Origin of the sequence: Aeromicrobium sp. HA (genome assembly GCF_027171405.1) — a bacterium.
GTDB classification, from domain to species: domain Bacteria; phylum Actinomycetota; class Actinomycetes; order Propionibacteriales; family Nocardioidaceae; genus Aeromicrobium; species Aeromicrobium tamlense.
Window position 1 is genome coordinate 1,946,918 of the sequence record NZ_CP114372.1, and the last position, 24,794, is coordinate 1,971,711.

General features: G+C 71.2%; 32 protein-coding genes and 4 tRNA genes. 22 read left to right on the plus strand and 14 right to left on the minus strand.

Annotation, left to right across the window (positions count from 1 at the left end):
* Nucleotides 1-2 precede the first annotated feature (2 nt).
* The gene (locus O3S82_RS09575; RefSeq protein WP_179424221.1) at nucleotides 3-461 is read left to right on the plus strand and encodes an RrF2 family transcriptional regulator; all 459 of its coding nucleotides are present in this window, start codon (nucleotides 3-5) and stop codon (nucleotides 459-461) included.
* 13 nt (nucleotides 462-474) lie between these two features.
* Here the strand turns inward: O3S82_RS09575 and O3S82_RS09580 are convergent, their stop codons facing one another.
* The gene (locus O3S82_RS09580) at nucleotides 475-660 is read right to left on the minus strand and encodes a hypothetical protein (RefSeq protein WP_179424220.1); all 186 of its coding nucleotides are present in this window, start codon (nucleotides 658-660) and stop codon (nucleotides 475-477) included.
* A 159-nt stretch (nucleotides 661-819) separates the two neighbouring features.
* Between O3S82_RS09580 and O3S82_RS09585 the strand changes: the two genes are divergently transcribed.
* From O3S82_RS09585 to O3S82_RS09605, 5 genes are read left to right on the plus strand one after another with little or no spacing between them, the layout of a single operon-like run.
* Complete coding sequence (locus O3S82_RS09585; RefSeq protein WP_269302454.1) at nucleotides 820-1,983, plus strand: PP2C family protein-serine/threonine phosphatase; 1,164 nt, start codon at nucleotides 820-822, stop codon at nucleotides 1,981-1,983.
* Entirely contained in the window at nucleotides 1,980-3,935 is a 1,956-nt protein-coding gene (locus O3S82_RS09590; RefSeq protein WP_269302457.1) for a glycosyltransferase family 2 protein, read from the plus strand. The genes O3S82_RS09585 and O3S82_RS09590 overlap by 4 nt, the downstream gene beginning before the upstream one ends.
* Nucleotides 3,935-4,267 carry an STAS domain-containing protein gene (locus O3S82_RS09595; RefSeq protein ID WP_269302459.1) on the plus strand — a complete coding sequence of 111 codons (333 nt, stop codon included), beginning with the start codon at nucleotides 3,935-3,937 and terminating at the stop codon, nucleotides 4,265-4,267. Before O3S82_RS09590 ends, O3S82_RS09595 begins: the two co-directional genes overlap by 1 nt.
* A complete protein-coding gene (locus O3S82_RS09600) occupies nucleotides 4,257-4,667 on the plus strand; it encodes an ATP-binding protein (RefSeq protein WP_269302460.1) in 411 nt (136 codons plus the stop codon). The genes O3S82_RS09595 and O3S82_RS09600 overlap by 11 nt, the downstream gene beginning before the upstream one ends.
* 53 nt (nucleotides 4,668-4,720) lie before the next feature.
* On the plus strand, nucleotides 4,721-5,128 hold the full coding sequence (locus tag O3S82_RS09605; RefSeq protein ID WP_179424219.1) for a bleomycin resistance protein: 408 nt from the start codon (nucleotides 4,721-4,723) through the stop codon (nucleotides 5,126-5,128).
* On the opposite strand, the gene O3S82_RS09610 is transcribed toward O3S82_RS09605, so the two are convergent.
* Nucleotides 5,085-5,666, minus strand: coding sequence for a TetR/AcrR family transcriptional regulator (locus O3S82_RS09610; protein WP_269302463.1), 582 nt, complete (start codon nucleotides 5,664-5,666; stop codon nucleotides 5,085-5,087). The two genes, O3S82_RS09605 and O3S82_RS09610, sit on opposite strands and share 44 nt — an antisense overlap.
* Before the next feature lie 76 nt (nucleotides 5,667-5,742).
* Between O3S82_RS09610 and O3S82_RS09615 the strand changes: the two genes are divergently transcribed.
* Nucleotides 5,743-6,909, plus strand: a complete 1,167-nt coding sequence (locus O3S82_RS09615) for an MFS transporter (protein WP_269302465.1) — start codon at nucleotides 5,743-5,745, stop codon at nucleotides 6,907-6,909.
* Here O3S82_RS09615 and O3S82_RS09620 read toward each other — a convergent pair.
* The 3 genes from O3S82_RS09620 to O3S82_RS09630 are packed head-to-tail and all read right to left on the minus strand — an operon-like array spanning nucleotide 6,872 to nucleotide 9,910.
* Nucleotides 6,872-7,474, minus strand: coding sequence for a phosphoribosylanthranilate isomerase (locus O3S82_RS09620; protein ID WP_179424217.1), 603 nt, complete (start codon nucleotides 7,472-7,474; stop codon nucleotides 6,872-6,874). The two genes, O3S82_RS09615 and O3S82_RS09620, sit on opposite strands and share 38 nt — an antisense overlap.
* A gap of 46 nt (nucleotides 7,475-7,520) precedes the next feature.
* On the minus strand, nucleotides 7,521-8,540 hold the full coding sequence (locus O3S82_RS09625; protein ID WP_179424216.1) for a hemolysin family protein: 1,020 nt from the start codon (nucleotides 8,538-8,540) through the stop codon (nucleotides 7,521-7,523).
* Nucleotides 8,537-9,910, minus strand: coding sequence for a hemolysin family protein (locus O3S82_RS09630; RefSeq protein WP_269302468.1), 1,374 nt, complete (start codon nucleotides 9,908-9,910; stop codon nucleotides 8,537-8,539). Before O3S82_RS09630 ends, O3S82_RS09625 begins: the two co-directional genes overlap by 4 nt.
* A gap of 191 nt (nucleotides 9,911-10,101) precedes the next feature.
* On the opposite strand from O3S82_RS09630, the gene O3S82_RS09635 reads away from it, so the two are divergent.
* Complete coding sequence (locus tag O3S82_RS09635; protein ID WP_179424215.1) at nucleotides 10,102-10,488, plus strand: DUF1304 domain-containing protein; 387 nt, start codon at nucleotides 10,102-10,104, stop codon at nucleotides 10,486-10,488.
* Nucleotides 10,489-10,501: 13 nt separating this feature from the next.
* On the opposite strand, the gene O3S82_RS09640 is transcribed toward O3S82_RS09635, so the two are convergent.
* The 6 genes from O3S82_RS09640 to O3S82_RS09665 form a co-directional block, all read right to left on the minus strand.
* Nucleotides 10,502-11,161, minus strand: a complete 660-nt coding sequence (locus tag O3S82_RS09640) for a hypothetical protein (RefSeq protein ID WP_179424214.1) — start codon at nucleotides 11,159-11,161, stop codon at nucleotides 10,502-10,504.
* 14 nt (nucleotides 11,162-11,175) lie between these two features.
* The gene (locus O3S82_RS09645) at nucleotides 11,176-11,331 is read right to left on the minus strand and encodes a hypothetical protein (RefSeq protein WP_179424213.1); all 156 of its coding nucleotides are present in this window, start codon (nucleotides 11,329-11,331) and stop codon (nucleotides 11,176-11,178) included.
* Nucleotides 11,332-11,436: 105 nt separating this feature from the next.
* On the minus strand, nucleotides 11,437-11,727 hold the full coding sequence (locus O3S82_RS09650) for a WhiB family transcriptional regulator (RefSeq protein WP_179424212.1): 291 nt from the start codon (nucleotides 11,725-11,727) through the stop codon (nucleotides 11,437-11,439).
* Nucleotides 11,728-11,930: 203 nt separating this feature from the next.
* Nucleotides 11,931-12,002, minus strand: a tRNA-Val gene (locus O3S82_RS09655).
* Between the two features lie 71 nt (nucleotides 12,003-12,073).
* Nucleotides 12,074-13,237 carry an HNH endonuclease gene (locus O3S82_RS09660; RefSeq protein WP_269302472.1) on the minus strand — a complete coding sequence of 388 codons (1,164 nt, stop codon included), beginning with the start codon at nucleotides 13,235-13,237 and terminating at the stop codon, nucleotides 12,074-12,076.
* Between the two features lie 45 nt (nucleotides 13,238-13,282).
* Nucleotides 13,283-14,116, minus strand: coding sequence for an aminotransferase class IV (locus O3S82_RS09665; protein WP_269302474.1), 834 nt, complete (start codon nucleotides 14,114-14,116; stop codon nucleotides 13,283-13,285).
* Nucleotides 14,117-14,197: 81 nt separating this feature from the next.
* Here O3S82_RS09665 and O3S82_RS09670 point away from each other — a divergent pair.
* From O3S82_RS09670 to O3S82_RS09695, 6 genes are all read left to right on the plus strand, one after another.
* Nucleotides 14,198-14,269, plus strand: a tRNA-Gly gene (locus tag O3S82_RS09670).
* A 28-nt stretch (nucleotides 14,270-14,297) separates the two neighbouring features.
* Nucleotides 14,298-14,368, plus strand: a tRNA-Cys gene (locus O3S82_RS09675).
* Nucleotides 14,369-14,389: 21 nt separating this feature from the next.
* Nucleotides 14,390-14,461 (plus strand) — tRNA-Val (locus tag O3S82_RS09680).
* 95 nt (nucleotides 14,462-14,556) lie between these two features.
* Complete coding sequence (locus tag O3S82_RS09685; protein WP_269302476.1) at nucleotides 14,557-15,072, plus strand: VanZ family protein; 516 nt, start codon at nucleotides 14,557-14,559, stop codon at nucleotides 15,070-15,072.
* 207 nt (nucleotides 15,073-15,279) lie between these two features.
* Nucleotides 15,280-16,020: an SGNH/GDSL hydrolase family protein gene (locus O3S82_RS09690; RefSeq protein WP_179424208.1), complete on the plus strand. Its 741-nt coding sequence runs from the start codon at nucleotides 15,280-15,282 to the stop codon at nucleotides 16,018-16,020.
* Nucleotides 16,021-16,042: 22 nt separating this feature from the next.
* Nucleotides 16,043-16,516 carry a YbaK/EbsC family protein gene (locus O3S82_RS09695; RefSeq protein WP_269302478.1) on the plus strand — a complete coding sequence of 158 codons (474 nt, stop codon included), beginning with the start codon at nucleotides 16,043-16,045 and terminating at the stop codon, nucleotides 16,514-16,516.
* Here O3S82_RS09695 and O3S82_RS09700 read toward each other — a convergent pair whose 3' ends face one another.
* Complete coding sequence (locus O3S82_RS09700; protein ID WP_269302480.1) at nucleotides 16,517-17,422, minus strand: hypothetical protein; 906 nt, start codon at nucleotides 17,420-17,422, stop codon at nucleotides 16,517-16,519. It abuts the gene before it with no gap.
* Nucleotides 17,419-17,673: a helix-turn-helix domain-containing protein gene (locus O3S82_RS09705; protein ID WP_179424205.1), complete on the minus strand. Its 255-nt coding sequence runs from the start codon at nucleotides 17,671-17,673 to the stop codon at nucleotides 17,419-17,421. Before O3S82_RS09705 ends, O3S82_RS09700 begins: the two co-directional genes overlap by 4 nt.
* 407 nt (nucleotides 17,674-18,080) lie before the next feature.
* On the opposite strand from O3S82_RS09705, the gene O3S82_RS09710 reads away from it, so the two are divergent.
* The 3 genes from O3S82_RS09710 to O3S82_RS09720 all read left to right on the plus strand — a co-directional run bounded on the left by O3S82_RS09710 (nucleotide 18,081) and on the right by O3S82_RS09720 (nucleotide 20,783).
* Nucleotides 18,081-19,757: a nitrite/sulfite reductase gene (locus tag O3S82_RS09710; RefSeq protein WP_269302481.1), complete on the plus strand. Its 1,677-nt coding sequence runs from the start codon at nucleotides 18,081-18,083 to the stop codon at nucleotides 19,755-19,757.
* A 79-nt stretch (nucleotides 19,758-19,836) separates the two neighbouring features.
* Entirely contained in the window at nucleotides 19,837-20,025 is a 189-nt protein-coding gene (locus tag O3S82_RS09715) for a hypothetical protein (protein ID WP_179424203.1), read from the plus strand.
* Nucleotides 20,022-20,783, plus strand: coding sequence for a sirohydrochlorin chelatase (locus tag O3S82_RS09720; RefSeq protein ID WP_179424202.1), 762 nt, complete (start codon nucleotides 20,022-20,024; stop codon nucleotides 20,781-20,783). Before O3S82_RS09715 ends, O3S82_RS09720 begins: the two co-directional genes overlap by 4 nt.
* Before the next feature lie 34 nt (nucleotides 20,784-20,817).
* Here the strand turns inward: O3S82_RS09720 and O3S82_RS09725 are convergent, their stop codons facing one another.
* The gene (locus O3S82_RS09725; protein WP_269302484.1) at nucleotides 20,818-21,654 is read right to left on the minus strand and encodes a PPK2 family polyphosphate kinase; all 837 of its coding nucleotides are present in this window, start codon (nucleotides 21,652-21,654) and stop codon (nucleotides 20,818-20,820) included.
* Nucleotides 21,655-21,691: 37 nt separating this feature from the next.
* On the opposite strand from O3S82_RS09725, the gene O3S82_RS09730 reads away from it, so the two are divergent.
* From O3S82_RS09730 to O3S82_RS09750, 5 genes are all read left to right on the plus strand, one after another.
* Nucleotides 21,692-22,390 carry a pyrimidine reductase family protein gene (locus O3S82_RS09730; protein ID WP_179424200.1) on the plus strand — a complete coding sequence of 233 codons (699 nt, stop codon included), beginning with the start codon at nucleotides 21,692-21,694 and terminating at the stop codon, nucleotides 22,388-22,390.
* Between the two features lie 9 nt (nucleotides 22,391-22,399).
* Nucleotides 22,400-22,897: a universal stress protein gene (locus O3S82_RS09735; protein WP_179424199.1), complete on the plus strand. Its 498-nt coding sequence runs from the start codon at nucleotides 22,400-22,402 to the stop codon at nucleotides 22,895-22,897.
* Entirely contained in the window at nucleotides 22,894-23,313 is a 420-nt protein-coding gene (gene msrB, locus O3S82_RS09740; RefSeq protein ID WP_179424198.1) for a peptide-methionine (R)-S-oxide reductase MsrB, read from the plus strand. The genes O3S82_RS09735 and msrB overlap by 4 nt, the downstream gene beginning before the upstream one ends.
* A 209-nt stretch (nucleotides 23,314-23,522) precedes the next feature.
* Nucleotides 23,523-24,080, plus strand: a complete 558-nt coding sequence (locus tag O3S82_RS09745; RefSeq protein WP_269302487.1) for a DUF6318 family protein — start codon at nucleotides 23,523-23,525, stop codon at nucleotides 24,078-24,080.
* A 152-nt stretch (nucleotides 24,081-24,232) separates the two neighbouring features.
* A complete protein-coding gene (locus O3S82_RS09750; RefSeq protein ID WP_269302489.1) occupies nucleotides 24,233-24,790 on the plus strand; it encodes a hypothetical protein in 558 nt (185 codons plus the stop codon).
* Nucleotides 24,791-24,794 lie beyond the last annotated feature (4 nt).

Below are 24,794 nucleotides of genomic sequence, written 5' to 3' on the forward strand. Positions count from 1 at the left end.
GGGTGAGAGTCTCGACGAAGGCCGACTACGCGCTGCGCGCGCTGATCGAGCTGGCGGCCGAGCCGGGCGACAAGCCGGTGACCGCCGACGAGCTCGGACGACGCCAGGACATCCCCCACGGGTTCCTCCAGTCGATCCTCGGCGACCTGCGCAAGGCCGGCGTCCTCATCGCCCAGCGCGGCCAGTCCGGCGGCTGGAGGCTCGCCCGACCCGCCTACGCCGTGACGATCGCCGACGTCATTCGCGCGGTCGACGGCCCGATCGTCTCGATCTACGGCCTCCGTCCCGAGGCGGTCACGTACAACGGTCGCGCCGAGAGCCTCAAGCCCGTGTGGATCGCCGCGCGCGACGCCCTGCGCGAGGTGCTGGAGACGGTCACGATCGAGCAGCTCGCCGAGGGCAACCTGCCGTCGTCCGTGCTCAAGCGCACCGAGCACACGGAGGCGTGGCAGTCGCGCTGATCCCCGCCGGCCGTCAGCGCGCGAGCGCCGCGAAGGCGTCGTAGATCATGTACGCCGGCCAGAACAGGCCCTGGAAGATCGCGTATGCGTGCTCCCAGAACCCCTCGGCCTCGGTCCAGAACCACACCCAGGCCCCGAAGATCCCGAGGCCGTAGATCGCTCCACCGCCGGCCGCCGCGCCGGCTCCGCCGTCCGCCATGTCACGCCTCCCGTGATCGCGGGGCAGGATGCCCTCCTTCACTGTCCCGAACGGTGGGGTCCACCGGCAACGAGGCGTGTCGCCGCGAGGCCATCGGGGCTGATGGTGCCTACGATGTTCGGAACAGGCCCCGCCGGGGCCTCGACGAAGGCTGATCTCGTGGATGCATCTCGGGAGCGCGCCAGGGTGAGCGCGCTGCGCGACCTGAACGTGCTGGACACACCCGCCGAGGAGCGGTTCGACCAGGTCGTGCGCCTCGCGCAGCGGCTGTTCGACGTGCCGAAGGTGGCGGTGAACCTGGTCGACGACCGGCGCCAGTTCACGAAGGCGGCCGTCGGGTTCGACCTCGGCGACACGCCGCTCGACGAGTCCTTCTGCTCGCGCGCGGTCGCCGACCCGAATCCGCTGGTCGTCCGCGACGCCCGCCTCGACCATCGCTTCGCCCAGCATCCCGGCGTCGAGGCCGGCGACATCCGCTTCTACGTCGGCCAGCCGCTCGCGGCACCGGGCGGCGAGCTCGTCGGTGCCCTGTGCCTCGTGGACGACCATCCCCGCGACCTGTCGCCCACCGAGCTGGACCTGCTGGGCGACCTCGGTCGCTGGGTCGAGCGCGAGCTGGCGATGGACGCCGACGAGGTGCAGGCCCGCGAGGTCCAGCGCCGGCTGCTGCCGTACCGGCCGCTCGAGGTCCCCGCTTACGAGATCGCCGGCTGCTGCGTCCCCGCGCGACTCGTCGGCGGCGACTACTACGACTGGAGCCTGGTGGACGACTCCTTCCAGTTCGTCGTGGCCGACGTCATGGGCAAGGGCATGACCTCGGCCGTCCTCGCCGCCGGCATCCGCTCGATGATGCGGGTGGCCTCGCCGTTCAACCCGCTGGCCGAGGCCGTGCGCCGCACCGCCGTGGGGATGACCGAGGACTTCACCGAGACCTCTACGTTCGCGACGCTGTTCGCCTGCCGGATCACGCCCGGGACCGGTGCCCTGGAATACGTCGACGCGGGCCACGGCCTCACGCTGATCGTGCCGCCGGAGGGCCCGGCGCGCCGGCTGGAGTCCACCGATCTCCCGCTCGGCGCGCTCCCCGACGACACGTGGGCCGCCCGCGCCGAGCGTCTCGAGCCCGGCGAGACCCTGCTGCTGGTCAGCGACGGCGTCCTGGACATCTATCCCGAGGAGGACGCCGTGGTCGCCGTGGCGACCGACCTCGTCCGCACCGTCGAGCGGCCCGCCGAGGTGATCGGGCGGATCGAGCACTACGCCCGCACGCACGAGCTCGCGGACGACCTCACCGCGGTCGCGATCAGGAGGCTGCCCTCGTGAGGCGCCAGCTGCTGGTCCGCATCCTCGTCGTGCTGACCCTTCTCACCGGCACGTCGTACGTCGTGTGGCGGTGGGGCTGGTCGGTCAACTGGGACAACTGGTGGATCGCCGTGCCGCTCGTGATGGCCGAGACGTACGCACTGGTCGACTCGTTCCTCTTCGGCCTGACGATGTGGCGCATCAAGGTGCGCGGGGAGGCCCCTCCTCCTCCGGAGGGCGCGACCGTCGACGTGTTCATCACGACGTACGACGAGCCGATCGAGATGGTGATGGAGACCGCCCGTGGCGCGCAGAACATCACGTTCCCGCATCGCACCTGGATCCTCGACGACGGCAGCCGTGCCGACCTCGCCGCCGCCGCGGCCGAGCTCGGCATCGGCTACCTGACCCGCACGGACGACTGGACCGACCGTCCCCGGCACGCCAAGGCCGGCAACCTCAACAACGCGCTGTTCGCCACCGACGGCGAGTTCATGCTGATCCTCGACGCCGACCAGGTGCCCGATCCGGCGATCCTCGACCGCACCCTCGGCTGGTTCCGCGATCCCGCGGTGGCGCTCGTGCAGACGCCCCAGTGGTTCACGAACGTCACCGACTCCGATCCCCTCGGCAGTCAGGCGCCGTTGTTCTACGGTCCGATCCAGCAGGGCAAGGACGGCTGGAACGCCGCCTTCTTCTGCGGGTCGAACGCGGTGCTGCGACGCGAGGCCCTCATGCAGCTGGGCATCGTCGGCTACGTCCGCGAGGTCGAGACGGCCGTCGACTCCGCCCTGCGGGCCTCGCAGCGGATCCTCGCGAAGGCCGCGCGGGCGACGCGGACCCAGCACCCCGACGTCGCGGCCGGCCTCGAGGGCCTGCGCGCCGTCGCCCAGCGGGCATCGCGCGACCTGCGTGCGGGCGCGCCCGTCTCGGAGGTGACCTTCGCGTTCCAGCAGGAGGTCGACCGGGTCAGCCGCAGCGCCGTCGACCGCGACCTGGCCGCCATGCGCGAGGACCTGGCCGTCATCGCGCGCTACTCCCCCGTCGACCTCGACGACGAGATCGGCACCCTCGTCGTCGACGAGCAGGCGCTCGACCGGCTCTCCGACCGCGAGTGGTCGCCGATCGGCGCGCTCGAGTCCGTCGCCGCGCTGATCCGCGCGGTGGACGTCGACCGTCAGGACGAGGCGCAGCCGATGATGCCGCTGGCCACCGTCTCGGTCACCGAGGACATGGCCACGTGCATGCGGCTGCACTCGCTGGGCTGGAAATCGGTCTACCACCACGAGATCCTCGCCCACGGCCTCGCTCCCGAGGACCTGCGCACGATGCTCCAGCAGCGCCTGCGCTGGGCCCAGGGCACGCTGCAGGTCCTGCTGCGCGAGAACCCGCTCGTGCAGAAAGGGCTCTCGGCGGCCCAGCGCCTCATGTACTTCGGCACGATGTGGAGCTACCTGTCGGGCTTCGCCGCGGTGATCTTCATGGCCGCGCCGGTGTTCTACCTGTGCTTCGGCGTGCTGCCCGTGCACGCGTACGGGATGGAGTTCCTGGCCCGCTTCCTGCCCTACGTGATCCTCAACCAGCTGCTCTTCTTCGTCGTCGGGTACGGCGTGAAGACATGGCGCGGCCACCAGTACAGCCTCGCCCTCTTCCCCCTGTGGATCCGGGCGTGCACCACGGCCGCCGCGAACGTCTTCCTGAACCGACCGCTCGGCTTCGTCGTGACCCCCAAGACCCGCCAGGCCGGCGGCGGCTTCCCGTGGCGGCTCATCTGGCCACAGATCGTGGCCACCGTCGTGCTCGTCGGTGCGTGCGTGATCGGCGTCGTGCGACTGTGGACCGGCGCCGCCGACAGCGTGATCGGCACCGCGGTCAACGTGGTGTGGGTGGCGTACGACCTGCTGGTGCTGAGCATCATCTACAAGGCGGCGCTGTTCCGCCCCGACGAACCCGCCGAGGAACTGGAGTCCTGATGCAGATCGAGAAGACCCTCACCGACGACGTCGCCGTCCTGCGCTGCGAGGGACGCCTGACGATGGTCGCGGCTCCGCACCTGCGCACCGCCGTGGAGGAGAGCATCGCCACGGGCGGCCGGCGGATCGTCGTCGACCTCTCCGCCACGACGTTCGTGGACTCGTCCGGGCTCGGTGCGCTCGTGAACGGGCTCAAGTCGGCGCGCGTCGCCGGCGGCGACCTGCGCATCGCCGGGGCGCCCGAGCAGGCCCTCGCGGCGCTGCGCCTGACGAACCTCGACCGGGTGCTGCGCCCCTTCGCCGACGTCGACGAGGCGCGCCGTGAGTGGTGACGCGGACGGCGACCTCTCGCTGCGCGGGTGGGCCGTCCCCGACGGTCTCGAGGAGCTGCACGACCTCTTCGAGCGCGCCCGCAGCGCGCACCCCGAGGTGGAGGGCGCGGCGTTCATGATGCTCGAGACGGCCGTCATCGAGATCGCCGGCAACGTCGTCGAGCACGGCCGCCCGTCGGGTCGCGTGCAGTGGTCGTTCGAGCTGCGGGTCCTGCCCGAGGTGCTCGAGGGCGTACTGTCCGACGACGGGCAGGAGTACGAGGGCGACCTCAGCACCGTGATGCCCGACCTCATGTCCGAGTCCGGTCGCGGACTCGCGCTCGCGTGGGCGGCGCTCGACTCCCTCGACTACGCCCGGGAGGGCGACCACAACGTCTGGACGATGCGGAGGGACCGCTGATCTCCTCCCAGCGGGATCGACGACCAAGGCAGCCCGAAGGCGATACTCGACCCATGCCGGAGACCATCCCGATCCTGCCCAGCGCGGACTTCGACACCACCGCGACGTTCTGGCGTGACCTCGGCTTCGTCGAGCGGGGCCGGTGGGACGAGTACCTCGTCCTGCGTCACGAGGACCTCGGGATCGAGCTGCACTTCTGGCGCGACCTCGCCGTGGACCGGTGGACGAACGACGTGGCCTGCTACGTCCGCTTCGCCGATCCGGACGCCGCTCGGGCCTGTCACGCGGCCTGGAGCGGGGTGGAGGTGACCGCCCCGTCGGTCCTGAGCGAGCCACGGAACGAGCCGTGGGGAGCCACGGAGTTCCACGTCATCGATCCACACGGGAACCTCGTGCGGCTCGGCGGCTTCCCTCCGGTCAGCCCAGGAGACGAGCCGCCAGCTCGCGCGCCGAGCGCATGAGGCGCGCGTCGCCGTCGATCCCGCGCTGCGCGACGCCGCCCTCCAGGAGCAGGAACAGGTGCTCGGCCGTCGCGGCCGCGTCGAGGTCCGGCCGATCGGCCCGCATGAGCTCCTCCAGGCGCACCCGCACCGCGTGCTTGTGCGCACGGATCACGGCGTGCGCCGGGTGGCCCGCCGGCAGCTCGCCCGCGGCGTTGAGGAACGCACACCCTCGCTCGACCGACGGCGCGTCCTGCGCGTAAGCGTCGAAGACCGCCAGGGCGCGCGGTTCCGGTGCCTCCGCCAGTCGCTCGTCGAGACGTGCCCACCACGCGGCATGCCGGGCGCGCAGATACGTGGCCACGAGCACGTCCTTGGAGCCGAACCGGTCGTAGAGCGTGCGCTTGGTGACACCCGACGCGTCGGCGATCGTGTCGACCCCCACGGCGTGGATCCCGTGGAGGTAGAAGAGCTCGGCGGCCGCGTCGAGGATGCGCCCGGCCGCGGGCGTGAGGTCGGGCAGGACCAGCTCGCCCTCGTCGGTGGTCATCGCGTCCATGCTCGCTCCCCTGCTGTTCACCGATCAGTGTAGTAGCGTCGAGACGTATTCACAGATCTGTGAAGTGAGGAGCCCGATGACCCGTCGCGAGGAGCTGGCACTGAGCGCAGCCGGCCTGTGCCTGATCGGTGCCTGCTACGGGCTCGCCCGGTTCGCGTACGGCCTGTTCGTGCCCTCGTTCCGCGACGAGTTCTCCCTCGACGCGACCGCCACCGGAGTCATCGCGTCCGGCGGGTACGTCGTCTACTGCGTGGCGGTGCTCGCCGCGTCGGTGCTCACGCCGCGGCTCGGCGCCCGGGGGGTGGCGGTGACCGCCGGCGCCTTCGCGACGGCGGGCACGTTGACGATCGCGCTCGCCGGCAGCACACCCGCGCTGGTGCTCGGCGTCCTGCTGGGCGGGGCGAGCACCGGACTGGTGTCCCCCGCTCTCGCCCACGCGGTGGCGCACCGGGTGGCCTCGGAGCGACAGGGGCGCGTCCAGACGGTCGTCAACGCCGGCACCGGCGTGGGGGTCGCCATCGCCGGCCCGATCGCCCTGCTGACCCGCGACGAGTGGCGCGAGGCCTGGCTGTCCTTCGCGATCCTCGCCTCGCTCGCGACGCTCTGGGCCGCCGTCCGGGTCCCGGGCGACCGCGGTGACGCTCCGCCGGCCGGACTGCTGCCGCGGCCCTTCTTCCCGCCGGGGAGCCTGCACCTCACGGTGGCCGCAGTCCTCGCCGGGGCCGCGAGCGCCGCCGTCTGGACGTTTGGTCGCGACCTCATGGTCGCCGAGGGGCTCGACGAGCAGGGGTCCACCGTCGCGTGGATCCTGCTCGGCGCCCTGGGCGTCCTGGGCGCCGGCGCCGGCGATCTCGCCGCACGACTCGGGATCCCCGCGGCGTGGTCCGGTGCGACGCTCCTCCTCGCCGGCGCCACGGCACTGCTGGCCGTCGCGCCGGGCCGGCTCGCGACCGCTTCGGTGGCCGCCGCGTCCTTCGGCGCCGCCTACATCGCCGTCACCGGCCTGCTGCTGGTGTGGGCCACGCGCGTGCACCCCCGCAGTCCCGCCGCAGGCGTGGGCTGGGCGTTCCTCGTGCTCGCCCTCGGGCAGGCCGCGGGCTCGTCGGCCCTCGGCGCGGTCGCCGAGGCCTCGGACGCGCGGACGACCTTCGTCGTGGCCGCCCTCGCGGCGGTCGTGGCCGCAATGGTCCGGCCGACCGCCCGGGTCAGCCCCGACGCGCCGCCGCGACGAACGCGCGGATGAGGTCGGAGGACTTCTCCCCCGGCGCGACCTCGACGCCGCTCGAGACGTCCACCCCACCGGGACGGACCGCCGACACGGCCTCGGCGACGTTGGCCGGCGAGAGTCCGCCGGCCAGCAGCCACCGGCCGTCGGGCGCGCGCTCGGCGAGCTCCGACAGGTCCCAGCGCTCGCCCGAGCCGGGCTTCGGCGCGTCGAGCAGCAAGGCCTCCTCGCCCCACGCCCCGACCTCGAGCGGCGGGTCGAGGTCGAGCGAGGTGGCCCGCCACACGCGCGGGACGACCGCGAGGGCCGCGGCGAAGTCGGCCTCGCCGTAGGCACGCCCGTGCAGCTGCAGGACGTCGAAGCCCAGCCGCTGCGCGGTCCTCGCTGCCTCGGCCGACGGGAGGTCGTTGACCACGAGCACGGTGTCGGCGGCGCCCGACGCCTCGACCACCGCGCGAGCCTCGTCGTCGGTGGCCCGGCGCGGGCTCGTCGCGTTCATGACGACGCCGATCGCGTCGGCGCCGGCGTCCACCGCCGCGCGCGCGTGCTCGGCCGTGCGGAGTCCACAGATCTTCACGTACACGCGAACCAGTCTCCCAGTCTCCCCGACGCCCCAGTGCCGCGCCGGCCTAGACGGCCTGCGTCGGCGTGGGGAACAGCCGGTCCAGGACGTCGGTCATCGTGATGACGCCGTGGACCCCGTTCGTGCCCGGCGCGCCGACGACGGCGAGGTGGCTGCGCGACTCCCGCATCGACGCGAGTGCGCTGAACACCGGGGTGGTCGGGTCGAGCGCGAGCACCGGCCGGACGAGCGCTCGCACGGGGGCGTCCGGCTCGTGCAGCAGGGTGTCGCGCACGTGCACGAAGCCGTGCGTCGCGTCCTCCTGGTGGAGCAGGATCCGCAGGTGCCCGGACTCCTGCGCCGCCCGGCGCACGTCGGCCACGGTCGCGTCCGCGGGCACGCCCACGGGCTCCGAGTCCGCTGCGAGCAGCTCGGCCACCGTCAGCGATTGGAGCTCGAGCGCCACCGAGAGCTGGCTCGAGTAGGCCGGATCGAGCGTGCCCGCGGTGGCGGAGTGCGCGACCAGGTGACGCAGGTCGTCGCTCGTCTGCCCCGAGGCGACCTCGTTGGTCGGCTCGACGCCCACGCGGCGCAGGCACCGGTTGGCCAGCTCGTTCAGCCCCCGCAGCAGCGGACGCGTGAGCCACATGAAGCCGCGCATCGGCAGCGCCAGGACGGTCGCCGAGAGCTCGGGGTGGGCGATCGCCCACGACTTCGGCGCCATCTCGCCCACCACGAGGTGCAGGAACGTGACGATGATCAGCGCGAGGACGAAGCCCGCGACGTCGGCGACCCACAGGGCCATCCCCCAGGTCTCGAACCACGGAGTCAGCCAGTGGTGGACCGCCGGCTTCGTGATGGCACCGAGCGCCAGCGTGCAGGCGGTGATGCCCAGCTGGGACCCCGCCAGCAGCAGGGTCAGCTCGCTCGAGCTGCGCAGGGCCGCCCGGGCGGAGCGGCTCGTGCTGGCGGCGTCCTCGAGACGGTGCCGCTTGGCGGCCAGGAGCGCGAACTCCACGGCCACGAAGAACGCGCTGAGGGTGATGAGCGCGACGGTCGCGCCGACGATCAGCCAGGGGTTGCTCATCGGAGGGCCTCCTCGGCCTGGTCGTCGACGGGGGTGGTGACGCGGACGAGCGCCGGGACGTGCCGCTCGATCGCGAGCACCTCCACGCGCAGCAGCGGCGGCGCGACGTCCTCGGCGCCGACGAGGTCGGACGGGCGCAGCGGCAGCTCGACCTCGACGGTCGAGCCGAGCTCGGGCAGGGCGCCGTGGTGGGCGATGACGAAGCCGGCGATGGTCTCGTAGTCGCCGGGCGGCAGCTCGTGACCGATCGCGCGCTCCACCTCGTCGATGTGGACGTCGCCGCCCATCACCCAGCTGCCGTCGTCGGGCTGTGGCTCGGCCGTCGGGTCGTCGGGATCGTGCTCATCGGTGATCTCGCCGACCAGCTCCTCGGCCAGGTCCTCCACGGTGAGCACACCGGCGAATCCGCCGTACTCGTCGACCACGCAGGCCAGTTGCTGCCGCTCGCCGGTCAGGGCCTGGAGCGCGGCGGGCAGCGCCATCGTCGTGGGCAGGATGAGCGCTGGTCGCAGCAGGTCGGCCGCGGTGGGCTCGGCCGACCTGACGTCGGCCTCGAGCACGTCCGCGAGCTGGACGACGCCCAGCACCTCGTCGTCCTCGCTCAGCACCGGGTAGCGCGAGTGACCCTCGGCCATGACCGTGCGGATCTCGTCGAGCCCCGCGTCGGGGCGCAGCACGTCGACGCGCGAGCGCGGGATCATGGCGTGCTCCACGTCGGCCTGCGGGAAGTCGAGCACGCGGTCGAGCAGCGTCGACAGCTCGTGCGGGAGATCGCCGCTGCGCTCGGACTGCTCGACGATGTGCTCGAGGTCGCGCGGCGTGGCCGCGTGCTCGACGTCGTGCACCGGCTCGATGCGCAGCGCACGCAGGAGCGCGTTCGAGGCGGCGTCGAACAGCGTGATCAGCCAGCCGAACGCTGCGAGGTAGATCGTCGTCGAGCGGGCCAGCCACAGCGAGACCGGCTCCGGCCGCGCGATCGCGAGGTTCTTCGGGAACAGCTCGCCGAAGACCATCTGGACGAACGTCGACAGCAGCAGCGCGACGACCGTGCCGATCGCGATCCCGACGCCCGTGGGGACGTCCACGCCTCCGAGGGCGGTGCCGAGCGACTCGCCGATCAGCGGCTCGGCGACGTAGCCGACCAGCAGTCCGGTGACGGTGATGCCCAGCTGGGCACCCGACAGCATGAAGGACGTGCGGCGCGTCACGGCCAGCGCACGCCGGGCCCGTTGGTCACCCTTCTCGGCCAGGGCGCCGAGCCGAGCGCGGTCGACCGCCATGTAGGCGAACTCCTGCGCCACGAAGTACCCGGTGACGGCGGTGATCGCCAGGACCACCACGACGCCGAGCAGCAGTGTCAGCGCCCACATCAGTTCTCATTCCCCCCGTCCGCGTCTTCCTCAGGTGCAGGCAGGGGGCTCGTACTGTGTATGTCCATGTCTCTCTCGGGTCGACGGCGGACGACGGCGTCGTCCATCAGAGTGAGGCGAGTCTAAGCGCCGCCCCCAACCGCGGCACGCCGGTGCGTGCGCTCGGGCCCTTTGCAGGGCAGGATCGGGCCATGGTCACGATCGGTCTGGTCCTCGCGGGGCTCGCCGCCCTGCTGCACGTGTACATCTTCGTGATGGAGTCCGTCACCTGGACGAGTCCGCGGACCCGCGCCACGTTCGGACTCAGCGCCCAGGAGGCCGAGGCGACGAAGCAGATGGCCTACAACCAAGGCTTCTACAACCTGTTCCTCGCCATCGTCACGGGCATCGGCATCGCCCTCGTCCTGTCGAACGAGGACGACGCCGGCGTGGCGCTCGTGCTCGCCGGCATCGGCTCCATGGCCGCCGCCGCGCTCGTCCTGCTGCTCTCGGACCGGAGCAAGGCCCGCGCCGCGATCACCCAGGGCACGCTTCCCGTGCTCGGCATCGTCGCGCTGCTCGTCGGCGTCCTGGCCTGAGCCCCGCGGGGCGTCAACGACGCGCGGCCCGGGTCAGCGCCGTGCCGATCAGGTCGTTGCGGATCTCGCAGCCCCGCGCGTTGACGTGGATGCCGTCGCCTAGCAGGCGGGACCGGCCGTCGCGCAGCCGCCGGGTGTTCTGTCGCGACCACTCGAGCACCTCGATGCCCCGAACGCTGCGCAGGGCGCGGTTCGCCGCGTCGTGCCCCGTCACGGCGTCGGCGTAGACGTCCACCCACACCAGGCGCGTGCGTCGCGGCAGCAGCTGGCGCGTCCGGACCACCTGGGCGCGAAAGGCGCGAACGTCCTTCAGGTCATTGGTGCCGACCGCCATGACGACGACCGGAGGAGCGCCGTGCCGGCGCACGTCGGCCGCCAGCGCGTCGACCGCGCTCTCGGTGTCACGGCCCCAGTGCGCGTCCACGGCGGTGCGGACGGTGACGATCCGCCGCAGGTGCTGCCGCGACTGAAACGTGATCGAGTCGCCGTACGTCCAGGCCCCGGCGCGTCGGTAGGTCGCCGGAGCGGACTTCGACATCGGTCGGGCGGTGCGAGACTCGGGCTCGCAGGGCGGCGCACCGCGGGCCACCTCGACCGAGGTGGCCGCGTGGGCGACGCCGGGCAGGAGCGAGAGAGCGACCGCGGCGGCGATCGCGACGACGACGTGCTTCACGGGTGATCGGCGCCTCAGAAGTCGCCCACCCACAGGCAGGTCTTGACGTGACCCCGACTGGGAGGCGAGTACCGCGCATCACCGTTGCAGCCCTCGGTGCCGCACACCAGCGATGCGTCCTGCGAGCTCGCGGCCATCCAGGCCGCGAGCCGCTTGACCAGGTCTTTCATGCGTGGATGCTCGCATCACGACAGGTGCCGTGACCGCGGATTCAGCAGAGATGACCCCGATGGGCCATGCGGGCGCCGGTCACGCCGCCCGCACCCGGGTCGGTCTCAGCCGACGGCCACCTGACGGCCCGCGAGGATCTCGGTGCGCTCGGACTCGGTGAGACCGCCCCAGACGCCGTACGGCTCCTGGACCGCGAGCGCGTGCTCACGGCACCGGTCGATGACCGGGCACGTGGCGCAGACGGCCTTGGCGTTCTCCTCACGGCGGTGCCGCTTCATCCCACGCTCGGCCTCGGGCGAGAAGAAGACCGAGGAGTCGGCACCCATGCAGGCGCCCTCCCACTGCCATTCGTAGGACTCGATGATGGGCGACGGAAGCCTCTTGATGTTGACCATGGAACTGCCCCTTCCCCAGGGGTGTGTACTGACGCGAGCTGGGTGCACAACTCGGTGAGTAGTCCGACCGTACTACGTAACTTATTCATGTGGCAAGCAACGTGAATAGGTTTTTTCTCAGGAATCGGACGTGCGAGCACGAGGTGAGGACCCAGCAATGCCGAGAGCCCCGGAACCGTTGCGGTTCCGGGGCTTTCCTCGGGTGGGCGATACTGGGTTCGAACCAGTGACCTCTTCGGTGTGAACGAAGCGCGCTACCACTGCGCCAATCGCCCGAGTGCGACGACCAGACTAACGCACACCCCCGGCGCAGCACGAACGGGGGCATCCCCGATGCCCCTCGTCCCTACGCCACCGCCCGAATCGTGCCGTCGCGCGAGTGAACGTGGGTGTGGCAGACGGCGCAGCGTCCGGTCATGACGCCGAGGTCCGTGGGTCCGCCGAGCGACCACGGGATCTCGTGGTGGACGTGGTCGATCGGGTTCCGGCACCCCTCGGTGGCGCACTCCCCGCCCTGCCGGAGCCAGATCGCCTGCCGCTGCTTCCGGGTGGCGAGACGTTCGGCCCGGCCGACGTCAAGGATCTTCAGGTTCGGCTCGATCCGCTCGACGAGCACGGGCGTGAGGGTGGCGCCGCACGCGAGATGGCGCAGCAGGTTCCGGCCGATCATCCCGAAGCCGACCAGCACGGCGGGCTCGCCGGCCTCGAAGGACGATTGCGCGCCCGGAGCCAGCGCCTCGCGCAGCGTCCCGGCCTCGACGATGACGTGCAGCTGGGGCGCCACGGTGCCGTCCGTGGGCAGGCCCTCGGCGAGGACACGGTCAAGGAGGTCGTCGAGCGCATCGACGCGCCGCTGCGCGGCCGTGCGCTCGTCGCAGGCCTCTCCGGGCGCGGAGGCGGCCGTGAGGAAGGCCTGGAGGCGTGCACCGGTCTGGATCGGCAGGAAGCCGTTCACGTGCCAGCCGTCCTCGAACCGGTGCAGCTGCAGGTCACGTCGGTCCATACCGCGCAGCCAGGCCTCGTCGAGCGCCTCGGGGTGCATGACGTCCTTGAACCGGCGTGCCACCCGGCGCAGCTCGGTGGGCTCGGCCACGAGGGCCACGTCGAGCAGTGCCGGCTCGAGCTCGACCGTCTCGGGCTCCCCCACGTGCCGCAGCGCGAAGTCGAACGCCTTGGCGTGTTCGGCCGAGATCCGGCCCTGACGGTGGGCCTCGGCCATCGCCGGCAGCCGTCGCATCGCCCGCGCCGAGCGCAACCGCAAGCGGGTCTCGGCGGCGTCGAGACGCACCTCGCGTCGCGCCCAGGTCTGCACCGTGGACGCGTCCTCCTCGCGATGGACGCCCGTCTCCTCGATCGCGAGCAGCGACTCGGAGATCGCCGCGTCGAGCGCGTCGCGCGCCGCGACCATCGCGCGCACCTCGTCGAGCGCGGACGACGAGACCGACCGCAGGGTCTGCGCGGCGTCGCGCAGGCGTGCGATCACGGCGTCGCCGGCGGTCGTCGAGGTCATGGAATCGACACTAGGGACGACCACCGACACCGACTCAGGGCGTCGTCACGGGTCGGTCGACTCGGCCTCCCGGGCACGCCAGATCTCCTGCGCGCGCCGGGTGATCGGGCCGGGCGCGGGCAGTTCGCGGTCGTCCACGTGACTGATCGCCTGGATCGTGCGTGTGGTCCCCACGAGCATCACCTCGTCGGCGTCGAAGAGGACCTCCAGCGGCGCGTCGCGCTCGACCACGTCCAGCTCGCCGGAGAGCCACTCGATGGCCAGCGCACGCGTGATTCCGGCGAGACAGCCCGAGTGCAGGGTCGGCGTGACGACCTGCCCGTCCAGCACGTACATCACGTTCGAGCCGGTGCCTTCGCAGAGGTGGCCGCGCGTGTTCGCCATGACGGCCTCCGAGGCGCCGCGCGCCTTCGCGTACTCGACCATCTTGGCGTTCTCGGCGTACGACGTGGTCTTGAGTCCGGCCAGCGCGCTCCGCTCGTTGCGCGTCCACGGCACGGTCGCGATCCGGCTGACGGCGGGCGGGCGCTCGGCCGGCTCGGTGACCACGACGTGCGTGAGGCCACTGCTCCCCCGCGGCGAGCCCAGCGGCCCCCTCCCCGAGGTCACCGTGATGCGGATGCGTCCGAACGCGAGCTCCTGGCCGTCCATCGTCGCCGTGATCCCCTCGCGGAGCGCCCCGACGTCGGGTCGGCCGATCCCGAGACCTTCGGCGGACGTCACCAGGCGGTCGAGGTGACGCGTGATCGCGAACGGCTCGCCGTCGATCACGGCGGCCGTCTCGAACACTCCGTCGCCCACGACGAGCCCGTGATCGAGCACACTCAGGACCGGTTCGTCCGGTGATTCCAGCAGCTCGCCGTTGATCCACGCCTTCATGACTCGACTGTAGGCCGACCCGGTTTTGAGTGCGCCACGACCATCGGCTAATGTTTCTTCTCGGCCGGTAACGCGGCCAGCGCGGATGTGGCTCAGTGGTAGAGCATCACCTTGCCAAGGTGAGGGTCGCGGGTTCGAATCCCGTCATCCGCTCGGAGAGGGTCTCGCCGGACCCATCTGCGGTGGGTTGGCCGAGAGGCGAGGCAACGGACTGCAAATCCGTTTACACGGGTTCAAATCCCGTACCCACCTCGCTGAAAACTGCATCACCACGGGCGATTGGCGCAGCGGTAGCGCGCTTCCCTGACACGGAAGAGGTCACTGGTTCAAACCCAGTATCGCCCACCCACTGAGAACCCCCGGGAGACCGGGGGTTCTCGCATGTTCGGGGCTGGTCCCCACGGGAGGAGCGACACCGAGTGTTCGGCGAGGTCCCCGTGATGCCCGTGGTCGTGCCCCTCGCGGCTGTCGTCCTCCTCGTCCTGCTGTGGGTCCTGCACCGTCGGGAGCAGCTCACGGCGCCGCGGGCGTCGGTCGCGCTCGTGCTCTGCGTCTACGCCGCCGGAGTCGTGGCGAACACCGTGTTCCCGATCTACCTGGACATGCCCGGCGGCGACCGCCCCTGGCACGCGTCGCTGTCCACCGTGCCCCTCGTGGACTACGAGCTCGCCGACGCGGTGATGAACATCGTCGTGTTCCTGCCGGTCGGGGTGCTCGTCCCGCTGCTCGTGGCGGGTACGTCCTGGCGGCGCGTCCTGGTCGTGGGAGCGGCGTTCAGCCTCGCGATCGAGGTGTCCCAGTACGTCGCGGCGCACCTCTTCCACGGCGGCCACGTCGCCGACGTGAACGACCTCCTCTTCAACGTCGTGGGAGCGCTGCTCGGCTTCGGTCTCCTCACGGCGCTGTCACGGCTCACGCGGGTCGACGTGCTGGTGCAACGGTTCAGCTGGCACTGACCCCGTCGCGATTCGGGGACGGAGCCCGCGGCATGTGACAATCTCCGAGGCCCTTTCGTGACCTCGTCCCGGATCCGGCCCCCCAGTGACGACACGCCGTCTCACTCCCGCGTGCCGAGGCACGATCGGACGTGGCGGGCGCGCTATCTTCTACTGACTCAGCAGTGACGAACCCTCGGAGGAACCGGCGTGACGAGCCGTGCTCACTTGCCCTGGCGGCGCCTCGGACTCGTGGCCCTGGCCATCGCCGGCACCCTGATCGCCCTCGTCACCGGCGCCGGAGCGGCCTCGCCGTCCACGACGCCCGCGGCCAGCCCGACAGTCGCCCCGGTCACCGTGCCGGCGCAGCCCGAGACGATGCTCGTCATCGGCGACTCGTACTCCTCCTACTACGGCGACCGCCACAGCCGCTATCCCGGCTGGTGGGCCATGCTCGCCACCGACCTGGGCCTCGAGCCGCAGCTCGACGCGATGGGCGGCACCGGCTTCCTCTCGCGCAGCAGCAGCTGCGCGCACACCCGCTTCAAGGCCCGCCTCGACACCGTGCGCGCCGTCGACCCGCGCATCCTCATGATCGAGGGCGGCCGCAACGACTGGCGCCGCTGCACGCGCGACGGTCGCGTCGTGGAGGCCACCCGCACCGAGATCGAGCGGGCGACCGACGGCTTCTTCGCCGAGCTCGCCGGCGTCTGGGACGAGCTCGGTCATCCCCGCGCCGAGGTCTACGTCATGACGCCCTGGGGCACCACGAAAGCGCGTAAGGGCCGCATCATCCGCCCGATCGTGCAGGCCGCGGCCGAGCGCTACGGCTTCTCGTGGGTGGACACCGAGTCCCTGACCCTGGCCCAGGCACCCGACGGCATCCACCCCAACAACGACGGCAGCCGCTTCCTGCGCGACCAGGTCCTGCAGAACTCCGACCTCGCCGACCGCTTCCCCCGCGTCTGACGCCGTCGGGCAGGATCGACCCATGTCGATCGAGAGCGTGCAGGAGTTCCTGAGCGAGCACGGCCGCGGCGGCGACATCCGCCGCACCGACGGATCCAGTGCCACCGTGGCCGAGGCCGCCGCGGCGTTCGGCGTCGAGCCGGCCCGGATCGCCAAGACCCTGTCCTTCCGCGGCGACTCCCCCGAGACCTGCATCCTGGTCGTGATGGCCGGGGACGCCCGCACCGACAACGCCGCGTTCAAGGCCCGCTTCGGCCGCAAGGCCACGATGCTCAAGGCCGACGAGGTCGAGGCGCTCACGGGTCACCCCGTGGGCGGCGTCTGCCCGTTCGCGAACCCCGAGAGCGCCACCGTGTTCCTCGACACGTCGTTGAAGCGCTTCGACACGGTGTTCCCCGCCGCCGGCAGCGCCGACTCGGCGATCGAGCTGACGCCTGCCGAGCTGGAGGTCCTGTCCGGCGCCTCCGCGTGGGTCACCGTGAGCCGCCTGGCCTGATCAGGCGGCCCCGCACGACACGCAGTGCGGCGAGCCGACGCGGCGGGGTGCCCCGCACGTGGAGCACTCGCCCACGACCTCGCGGCCGCAGCCGGCACAGTGGGCGCCCGGCATCCCGGCGTCCTGGTGCGGGAAGCCGCAGAACGGGCACTCGCCCTTGCGCACCCGCCGCCCGGGCAGCCGCGCCGCGAGGTACCTCTGCAGGACACGGAACGCCACCACCGTGGCCGCGACGCCGAGGGCCGACAGCACGAACGGCCCGAGATCGAGCGGGTCGATGTAGTCGGTGACGTAGTCGATCGCGAAGACCAGCGCCATCACCGCGCCGACGGCGGCGCCCGCGAACGCCAGGGTGAGATAGCGCGAGTCGCGCCGCCGCAGCCGCGCCATCAGCTGGTAGGCGCCGACGGTCCAGGCCGCGACGAACGCGAGGCGGATGCCCGCGACCAGCCACGCCTTGAGCCCGGAGCGGTTCTCCCGGTCGTAGTCCTCGCGTGCCTCGACGGCGGCCTTCTCGGCCGTGCTCGCCTGCTCGGTGGCCGTCGTCAGGGCGGCGTCAGCGCGCTCGTACTCGCCCTGGGCCTGCTCGTACTCGGCACGCGCGGCCTGCACGCCCTCACCTTCCTGCAGGGCGACCTTGTACTCCTCACGCTCGAGGTCGAGCTGGACGAGCGCCTCGTCGCGGGCGGTCTCGGCGTCCCAGCGGGCGTCGGCCGTCTCCTGCTGCCGGTCCTCGGCCCGGACCACCGCGGAGTCGTCGACCGACGGCATCGCGTCGTCGACCCACGCCGGGACCTTCACGTAGAACCACACCGTGCCGACCAGCAGGAAGGCCGCGAGCAGGACCGCCAGCAGCCGCTCACTGCGCGTGGACTCGATCTCCTCGGTGTTGACGCGGGTGCTCATCGGGACTCCTTCATGGGACGGGTGCGCGGGCGGAACGTGACGTCCAGCTCGCAGTCGAGGGCCGCGGCGATCCGCAGCAGGGTGTCGAGCTTCGGCGGCCGTGAGCCGGTCTCGAAGCGGGCGATCGCCGACTGGGTGGTGCCGCACAGGTCGGCCAGCTCGCGCTGGGACAGGCGGCGCACGGTGCGCTGCTCGACCACCTGTCGGGCGATGCCCTCGTAGAAGTCGTCGTGCTCGATCGGTCCTCGCATGCCGGGACCGTATCGCACGCGTGCTATGCCTGTCCATAGCACCCGTGCAATGTTCGCTCAGCACCTTGCGCCCGCCTCGCGGTACCGTGGGCTAGAGAGAGACGTGCGTCACGCGCAGGCTCGGCTGAATCGCGACATCAATTCAGCCTGGAAATTCGGTGCTTCGCTTTCGCGAGTCTCGCCATGCGGACGATGGTTCCATCATTTGAGACGTCCGTTTGTTGGACCACCGTCTCACTGGACAGACTGTCTGCATGCTCGCCGCACAGACCACCTGGCTCGTGGAACGACTCCACGTCGACCTCGGTCGTGCGCGCTCCATGATGTGTCGTTGATCTGCCCCACCCCGCAGTCCTCAGCGCCGAGGCGACGACGCCCGCGCACCCGCACCGCGACAGAGAGCAACGATGTCCTCCTCCCCCGCAGCACCCGCACGTCCCCGCCGCCGTAAGGGCGAGGGCCAGTGGGCCCTGGGCTACCGCGAGCCCCTCAACGCCAACGAGCAGTCCAAGAAGGACGACAACCCGCTCAACGTGCGCGCCCGCATCGAGAACATCTACGCGCACCGGGGCTTCGAGAGCATCGACGGCGGCGACCTGCGCGGCCGGTTCCGCTGGTGGGGCCTCTACACCCAGCGCAAGGCCGGCATCGACGGCGGCAAGACCGCCACGCTCGAGCCCGAGGAGCTCGACGACTCCTACTTCATGATGCGCGTGCGCATCGACGGCGGTCAGCTCTCGCTCGAGCAGCTGCGCGCGATCGCCGACGTCTCGGTCGACTTCGGCCGCGGCTCGGCCGACGTCACCGACCGCCAGAACATCCAGTTCCACTGGATCGACGTCCGCGACGTCCCCACGATCTGGCAGCGACTCGAGTCGGTCGGCCTGTCCACGCAGGAGGCCTGCGGCGACTGCCCCCGCGTCATCATGGGCAGCCCGGTCGCCGGCGTCTCGGCGGACGAGCTGATCGACGGCCGTCCCGCGATCGACGCGATCGAGAGCCGCTACATCGGCGACCAGGCCTTCTCGAACCTGCCCCGCAAGTTCAAGACCGCGATCAGCGGCCACCCCGGCCACGACGTCGTCCCGCAGATCAACGACGTCGCGTTCGTCGGCGCGGTCCACCCCGAGCACGGGCCCGGCTTCGACGTCTGGGTCGGCGGCGGCCTGTCCACCAACCCGCACCTGGCCCTGCGCCTGGGCGCGTGGGTGCCGCTCGACGAGGTTCCCGAGGTGTGGGAGGGCGTCGTCAGCATCTTCCGCGACTACGGCTACCGCCGGCTGCGCTCGCGTGCCCGACTGAAGTTCCTCGTCCAGGACTGGGGCATCGAGAAGTTCCGCGAGGTCCTCGAGACGAAGTACCTCGGGCGCCCGCTGGTCGACCTGGACGCTCCCCCGGTCCCCGACACCCCGGTCGACCACGTGGGCGTGCACCGCCAGGTCGACGGACGCTTCTACGTCGGCGCCGCCACCACGGTGGGACGCATCTCCGGTCCGCTGCTCCAGCGGCTCGCCGACGTCGTCGAGGCCCACGGCTCCGCCCGCGTCGCGCTGACGCCGATGCAGAAGATCGTCGTCCTCGACGTCGAGGAGGACCGCGTCGAGTCGCTCGTCGCGGCGCTCGCCGAGCTCGGCCTGCACGCGCGTCCGTCGCAGTGGCGCCAGCACACGATGGCCTGCACCGGCATCGAGTACTGCAAGCTCGCGATCGTCAACACCAAGGACCGCGCCGCGGCGCTCATCGACGAGCTGGAGCAGCGCGTCCCCGAGCTCGACACGCCGATCACGGTCAACGTCAACGGCTGCCCGAACTCCTGCGCACGGATCCAGACCGCCGACATCGGCCTCAAGGGCCAGCTCGTCCTGAACGAGGACGGCCAGCAGGTCGAGGGCTTCCAGGTCCACCTCGGCGGCGCGCTCGGCCTCGACGCCGGGTTCGGCCGCAAGCTGCGCGCCCACAAGGTCACCGGCGACGAGCTGCCCGACTACGTCGAGAAGCTCTCGCGCACCTACCTGGCGAACCGCGAGGACGGCGAGTCCTTCGCCGCGTGGGTCGCCCGGGCCGACGAGGAGGTCTTGCGATGAGCGAGGGCCAGCGAGCGAACCGTTCAGCATCACGAGTCGCGACATCGCCGGACCGTTGCTTCTTCGAGGCGGTGTCGCGATGAGTGAACGCCTCGTCCCCTATTCGTGCCCGTACTGCGCCGACGAGGACCTGCGTCCTCACGGCGAGACGCACGGCGAGTGGGAGTGCCGCAGCTGTCTGCGCGCGTTCCGACTCAAGTTCCTGGGCCACCTGGCCCGCACCGACATCACCAGCACAGCACCGCAGGAAGGGAGGAATGCACGATGACCGCACCCGCACTGATCGCCCTGGCCCATGGCAGCCGCGATCCGCGATCGGCCGAGACCATCAACGCCCTCACGGAGGTGGTGGCGTGCATGCGCCCCGACCTGCGCGTGGAGACGGCGTTCCTGGACCTGTGCGGCCCGAGCTTCGACGAGGTCGTCGAGCAGCTGGCCGCGGAGGGCTTCGGCGAGATCGTCGTCGTGCCGCTGCTGCTGACCGAGGCGTACCACGCCAAGGTCGACGTCCCGGAGGTCGCGAAGGCCGCCTCGGCGAAGCACGACGTCCGCATCGAGGTGACGAAGGTCCTGGGCATCGAGGGCACGTTCCTCAACGTCCTCGACCGTCGCCTGCGCGAGGCGCTGCGCGAGAACCGCGTGCGTGAGCTCGACGCGCTCGTGCTGACCGGCGCCGGCTCGTCCGACCCGATGGCCAACGCGATGATCTCCCGCGCCGCCCGCGCGTGGGGTGCGCACCACAAGCTGCCCACGATCGCCGCGTTCGCCTCGAGCGTCCCGCCGGCGGCCAGCGAGGCCGTGCGCGCGCACCGCGCGGACGGTCGACGTCACATCGCCGTGGGCATGCTGTTCCTGGCGCCGGGCGTCCTGCCCGACCGCGCCAGGGAGCTCGCGCTCGAGGCCGGCGCCGTGGCGGTCGCCGAGCCGCTCGGTGTCGCCGACGAGGTCGCCGAGGTGATCCTGGCCCGCTACGCCGTGGGCGCGGTGGACCTGGTCCCGATGGACGCGCTCTTCGCCGACGTCTGAGAGCAACCGCCCGAGGGCGGAGGGAGGCGCCTGGTCACATCGTGGCCAGGCGCCTCTTCTGCTCCTCCACGTCGAAGTCGGCGGCCGGCCAGTCGAGGCCGAGCTCGGCCAGCGTCTCGCCGAGCATCGTGGCGATCGCCCAGTTGCGGTACCACTTGCGGCCCGCGGGGACGACGTGCCACGGGGCGTACTCGGTGGAGCAGCGCTCGAGGACGATCTCGTAGGCCTGCTGGTACTGAGGCCACAGGCTGCGCTCGTCGAGGTCGGCGGGGTTGTACTTCCAGAACTTCGTGGGGTCCTCGAGCCGCTCGGCGAGGCGCTCGCGCTGGTCGTCGGGGCTGATGTGCAGGAAGCACTTCAGCAGGACTCCCCCGCCGCCGGTGAACTCGCGCTCGAACGCGTTGATCTGCTCGTACCGCTGCTCGATCTCGTCGGCCGGGGCGAGCTCGCGCACGCGACCGATCAGGACGTCCTCGTACTGCGAGCGGTCGAAGACGCCGATCATGCCGGGCTCGGGCAGTCGCCGGCCGATCCGCCAGAGGAAGTCGTGCTCGCGCTCCTCGTCGGTGGGGGCCTTGAACGCGGTGATCGCCAGGCCCTGCGGGTCGACGAGACCGGCGACGTGGCGCAGCGTGCCGCCCTTGCCGGACGTGTCCATGCCCTGCAGCAGCAGGAGCACCTTGCGGTCGGTGGTGCCCGCGCGACCATTGGCGAACAGCAGCTCCTGCAGGTCCATCAGCCGCTCGCCGATCTCGGGCAGCAGGCGCTTCGCGTCGCGCTTCGTCCCCGTGAATCCGGGGGTCGCGTCGGAGGGGTGCGCGGCCAGGTCGATCGGTCCGGTGGTCGCGAGGGTCGAGCGCAGGTCCGTCATCTCGGCAGTATGCCTCAGGTCGCCCTACGGTGGAGCCATGCCGGATCTGGATGAGCTCGCCGACCTGTACGCCTACCCCGAGTCCCACAAGCCGTGGCTGCGCACGAACTTCGTCGCCTCGGTCGACGGCGGGGTGCAGAACTCGCAGGGCCTCTCGGGCACGCTCGGCGGCGAGCAGGACGCCCGGCTGTTCCAGGTGCTGCGCAGCCTCGCCGACGTCGTGGTCGTCGGCGCGGGCACCGCGCGGGCCGAGGGCTACCGCCCGATCGGCGCGGACGCCATCCACGAGACGCTGCGCGAGGACCGTCCCCGCGTGCCGCAGCTGGCCGTCGTCAGCCGCCATCTCGACATCCCGGAGTCGCTCCTGACGCCCGGGCTCATGGTGATCACGCCGGCCGCCTCCGACGCCGAGCGGCGGCAGGAGCTGTCGCAGTCCGTCGAGGTGATCGTCGCGGGCGAGCACGAGGTCGACTGGCCGGCCGTGCTCGACGCGTTCGCCGCCCGCGGCCTCGACCGGATCCTGTGCGAGGGCGGGCCCGACCTGCACGGGACGCTCGTCGACCTCGACCTCGTCGACGAGGTCTGCCTGACCGTGTCGCCGCACCTCCTCGGAGGCGCCGCGAAGCGGATGACCGAGGGCGCGCGACCCGTGGAGCTGCCGATGCGGCTGGGTCATGCGATCGACGACGACGGCGTGCTGCTCACACGCTGGGTCCGTGATCGGCGCGCGGCCTAGGCTGGGGACATGTACAACGTGGCCCTGCTGGTGGAGCGCCAGCTCATCGACCTCGACGCCGACCAGATCCTCGCCCTGCACGAGGGTGTCGACGACGAGGTCACCTATCACATGCTGCTGCCCGTGGACTCGTCCCCGGCGGCACTGAGCGCGTCCATGACGGCGTTCGGCGGGGCCCAGTTCGTCCCGCTCGAGGAGCCCGCCTCCTACACGCGCATCGAGGACGAGCTGCGCGCGGACGGTCAGCAGGAGCTCGACGCGTCCGCGGCCCTGCTCGTCGAGCGCGGGCAGAAGGTCACCACGAAGCTCGTGGAGTACGACCCGATCGACGCGCTGGTCGACCTCGTGAAGGAGCAGTCCTGCGACGAGGTCATCATCCTCACCGAGCCGCACGTCGTGCGTGAGTTCCTTCACCTCGACTGGACGTCGCGCGCGAGAAGAAAACTGGACGTCCCGACGTTGCACCTGTTGGAACACCTGACCTTCGACGAACAGGCGGAGATGTGAGCAACCCCACCGACAAGACCTACGCGGTCGACCGCAGCGACGACCAGTGGCGCGAGGACCTCAGCGCCGCCGAGTACCACGTGCTGCGCCAGGCCGGAACCGAGCGACCCTTCAGCAGCGACTACGAGCACGACCCCACGGTCGGCGTGTACCGCTGTCGCGGCTGCGGAGCCGAGCTGTTCCGCAGCGAGACCAAGTTCGACGCCCAGTGCGGCTGGCCGTCGTTCTACTCCCCCCTGGCCGAGGACCGCGTCGAGTACATCGAGGACTCCACGCTCGGCATGAAGCGCACCGAGGTCCGCTGCGCCAACTGCGGCTCCCACCTCGGCCACGTCTTCGCCGGCGAGGGCTTCGCCACGCCGACCGACCTGCGGTACTGCATCAACGGCATCGCCCTGGACCTCCAGGCCGACTGACCTGGCTTGTCGCGCCTCCGGCGCGCGAGATCTGTAGCGGTATCCACCCTTTTCCGGCCCATCGGCCGGAATTCCGGTGGATACCGCTACACATTTTCTGGGGTCGTCGGATCGGTCGTCCACAGGGCTGAGACGGAGGCTCCCGCACGACTCGCTCGCTCGCTAGGGTTCCTGCAACTCGGGTTCACACCATCGAGTCAGGGGGAACGATGCGGCTGGTCACGTCTGCCGTCATGGCGACACTCGCGCTCACGCTGAGCGCCTGCGGCGGGGACGACCCGCCGCCACCCGAACCCACCACGACGGCGACCACTCCGGCGAACCCGGACGCCACGCTCCCGCCCATGCCGGAGGTGGCGAAGGAGTTCACGCCGAGCGGTGTCTCGACCTTCACTCGGCACTTTGTCGATGTGATGGGCTATGCAGCAGCGACGGGCGATCTGCAGGAGCTGCAGCGGTTGTCCGACCCGCAGTGCGAGGGATGCGCGCGCTACGTCGAGTTCTTCAAAGACACCTACGAGAGCGGCGGGTTCATCCGCCAGACATGGTCCGCTCCTTCCGGTTCCGAGGTCCGGTTCGACAAGCGGAGGCAGCCCGAGGCCGAGTCGTTCGTCACCACCGATCTCAAGATCTCAGCCGGAGAGTTCCGCGAGTCGAAGCAGGCATCGACCGAGGCGACATCAGAGTCAAGCGACACGGTCACGTTCGGCCTGCGATTCGACGACGGCTGGACCGTGACCCAGTTCTGGGAAGGCAAGTACGAATGATCGCCCTGCTGGCGGCGCTCCTCTTAACAACTTCGTCTGGTGACATCGACGTCACCCCGAATCCCACGAGCCCGGAGGTCCGCCTCGACGGCATCAAACGGACTCCGCCGAAGAAGCCTGGCCCCATTCGCATAGGGAACCCGAGGCGCCCTGTGGAGCCTCCGCCGACCGAGCACGTCCCCGATCCGTTCTACTGCCGTCCCGAGGCACCATTCCCGAACGACGACTGCATCACCCGGCCCGAGCCGGCGGACCCGACCGAGGGGCCGGAGCGCGAGGTCAGGCCCGGCGACGTCGTCGAGGCGATCGAGCGCGTCGGGCTCCCCCGGCTCCAGGTGGCGGTCCAGCCCGCGGGGTCGACGCTCGTGAACCTCGAGACGATCTTCCACACCAGCGCCACGCCGTTCGAACGATCAGTCGACATCCTCGACTCCACCGTCGACCTGCGCGCCACGCCCGCCGGCTACACCTGGCACCACGGCGACGGCACCACCCAGACCACCGGCAGCCCAGGCCGCCCCTACCCCGCCCTCGACATCGTCCACCGCTACCGCGAGCCAGGGCGAGCCAGTGCACGCGTCGACGTCACCTACCGCGTGACCTACCGCATCGACGACGGCGACTGGCAGCAGCTCGACACCACCATCACCGCCACCGGCCCCGCCACGACCCTGCGCATCCGCGAAGCCAGACCCGTCCTCACCCGCTAGCGAA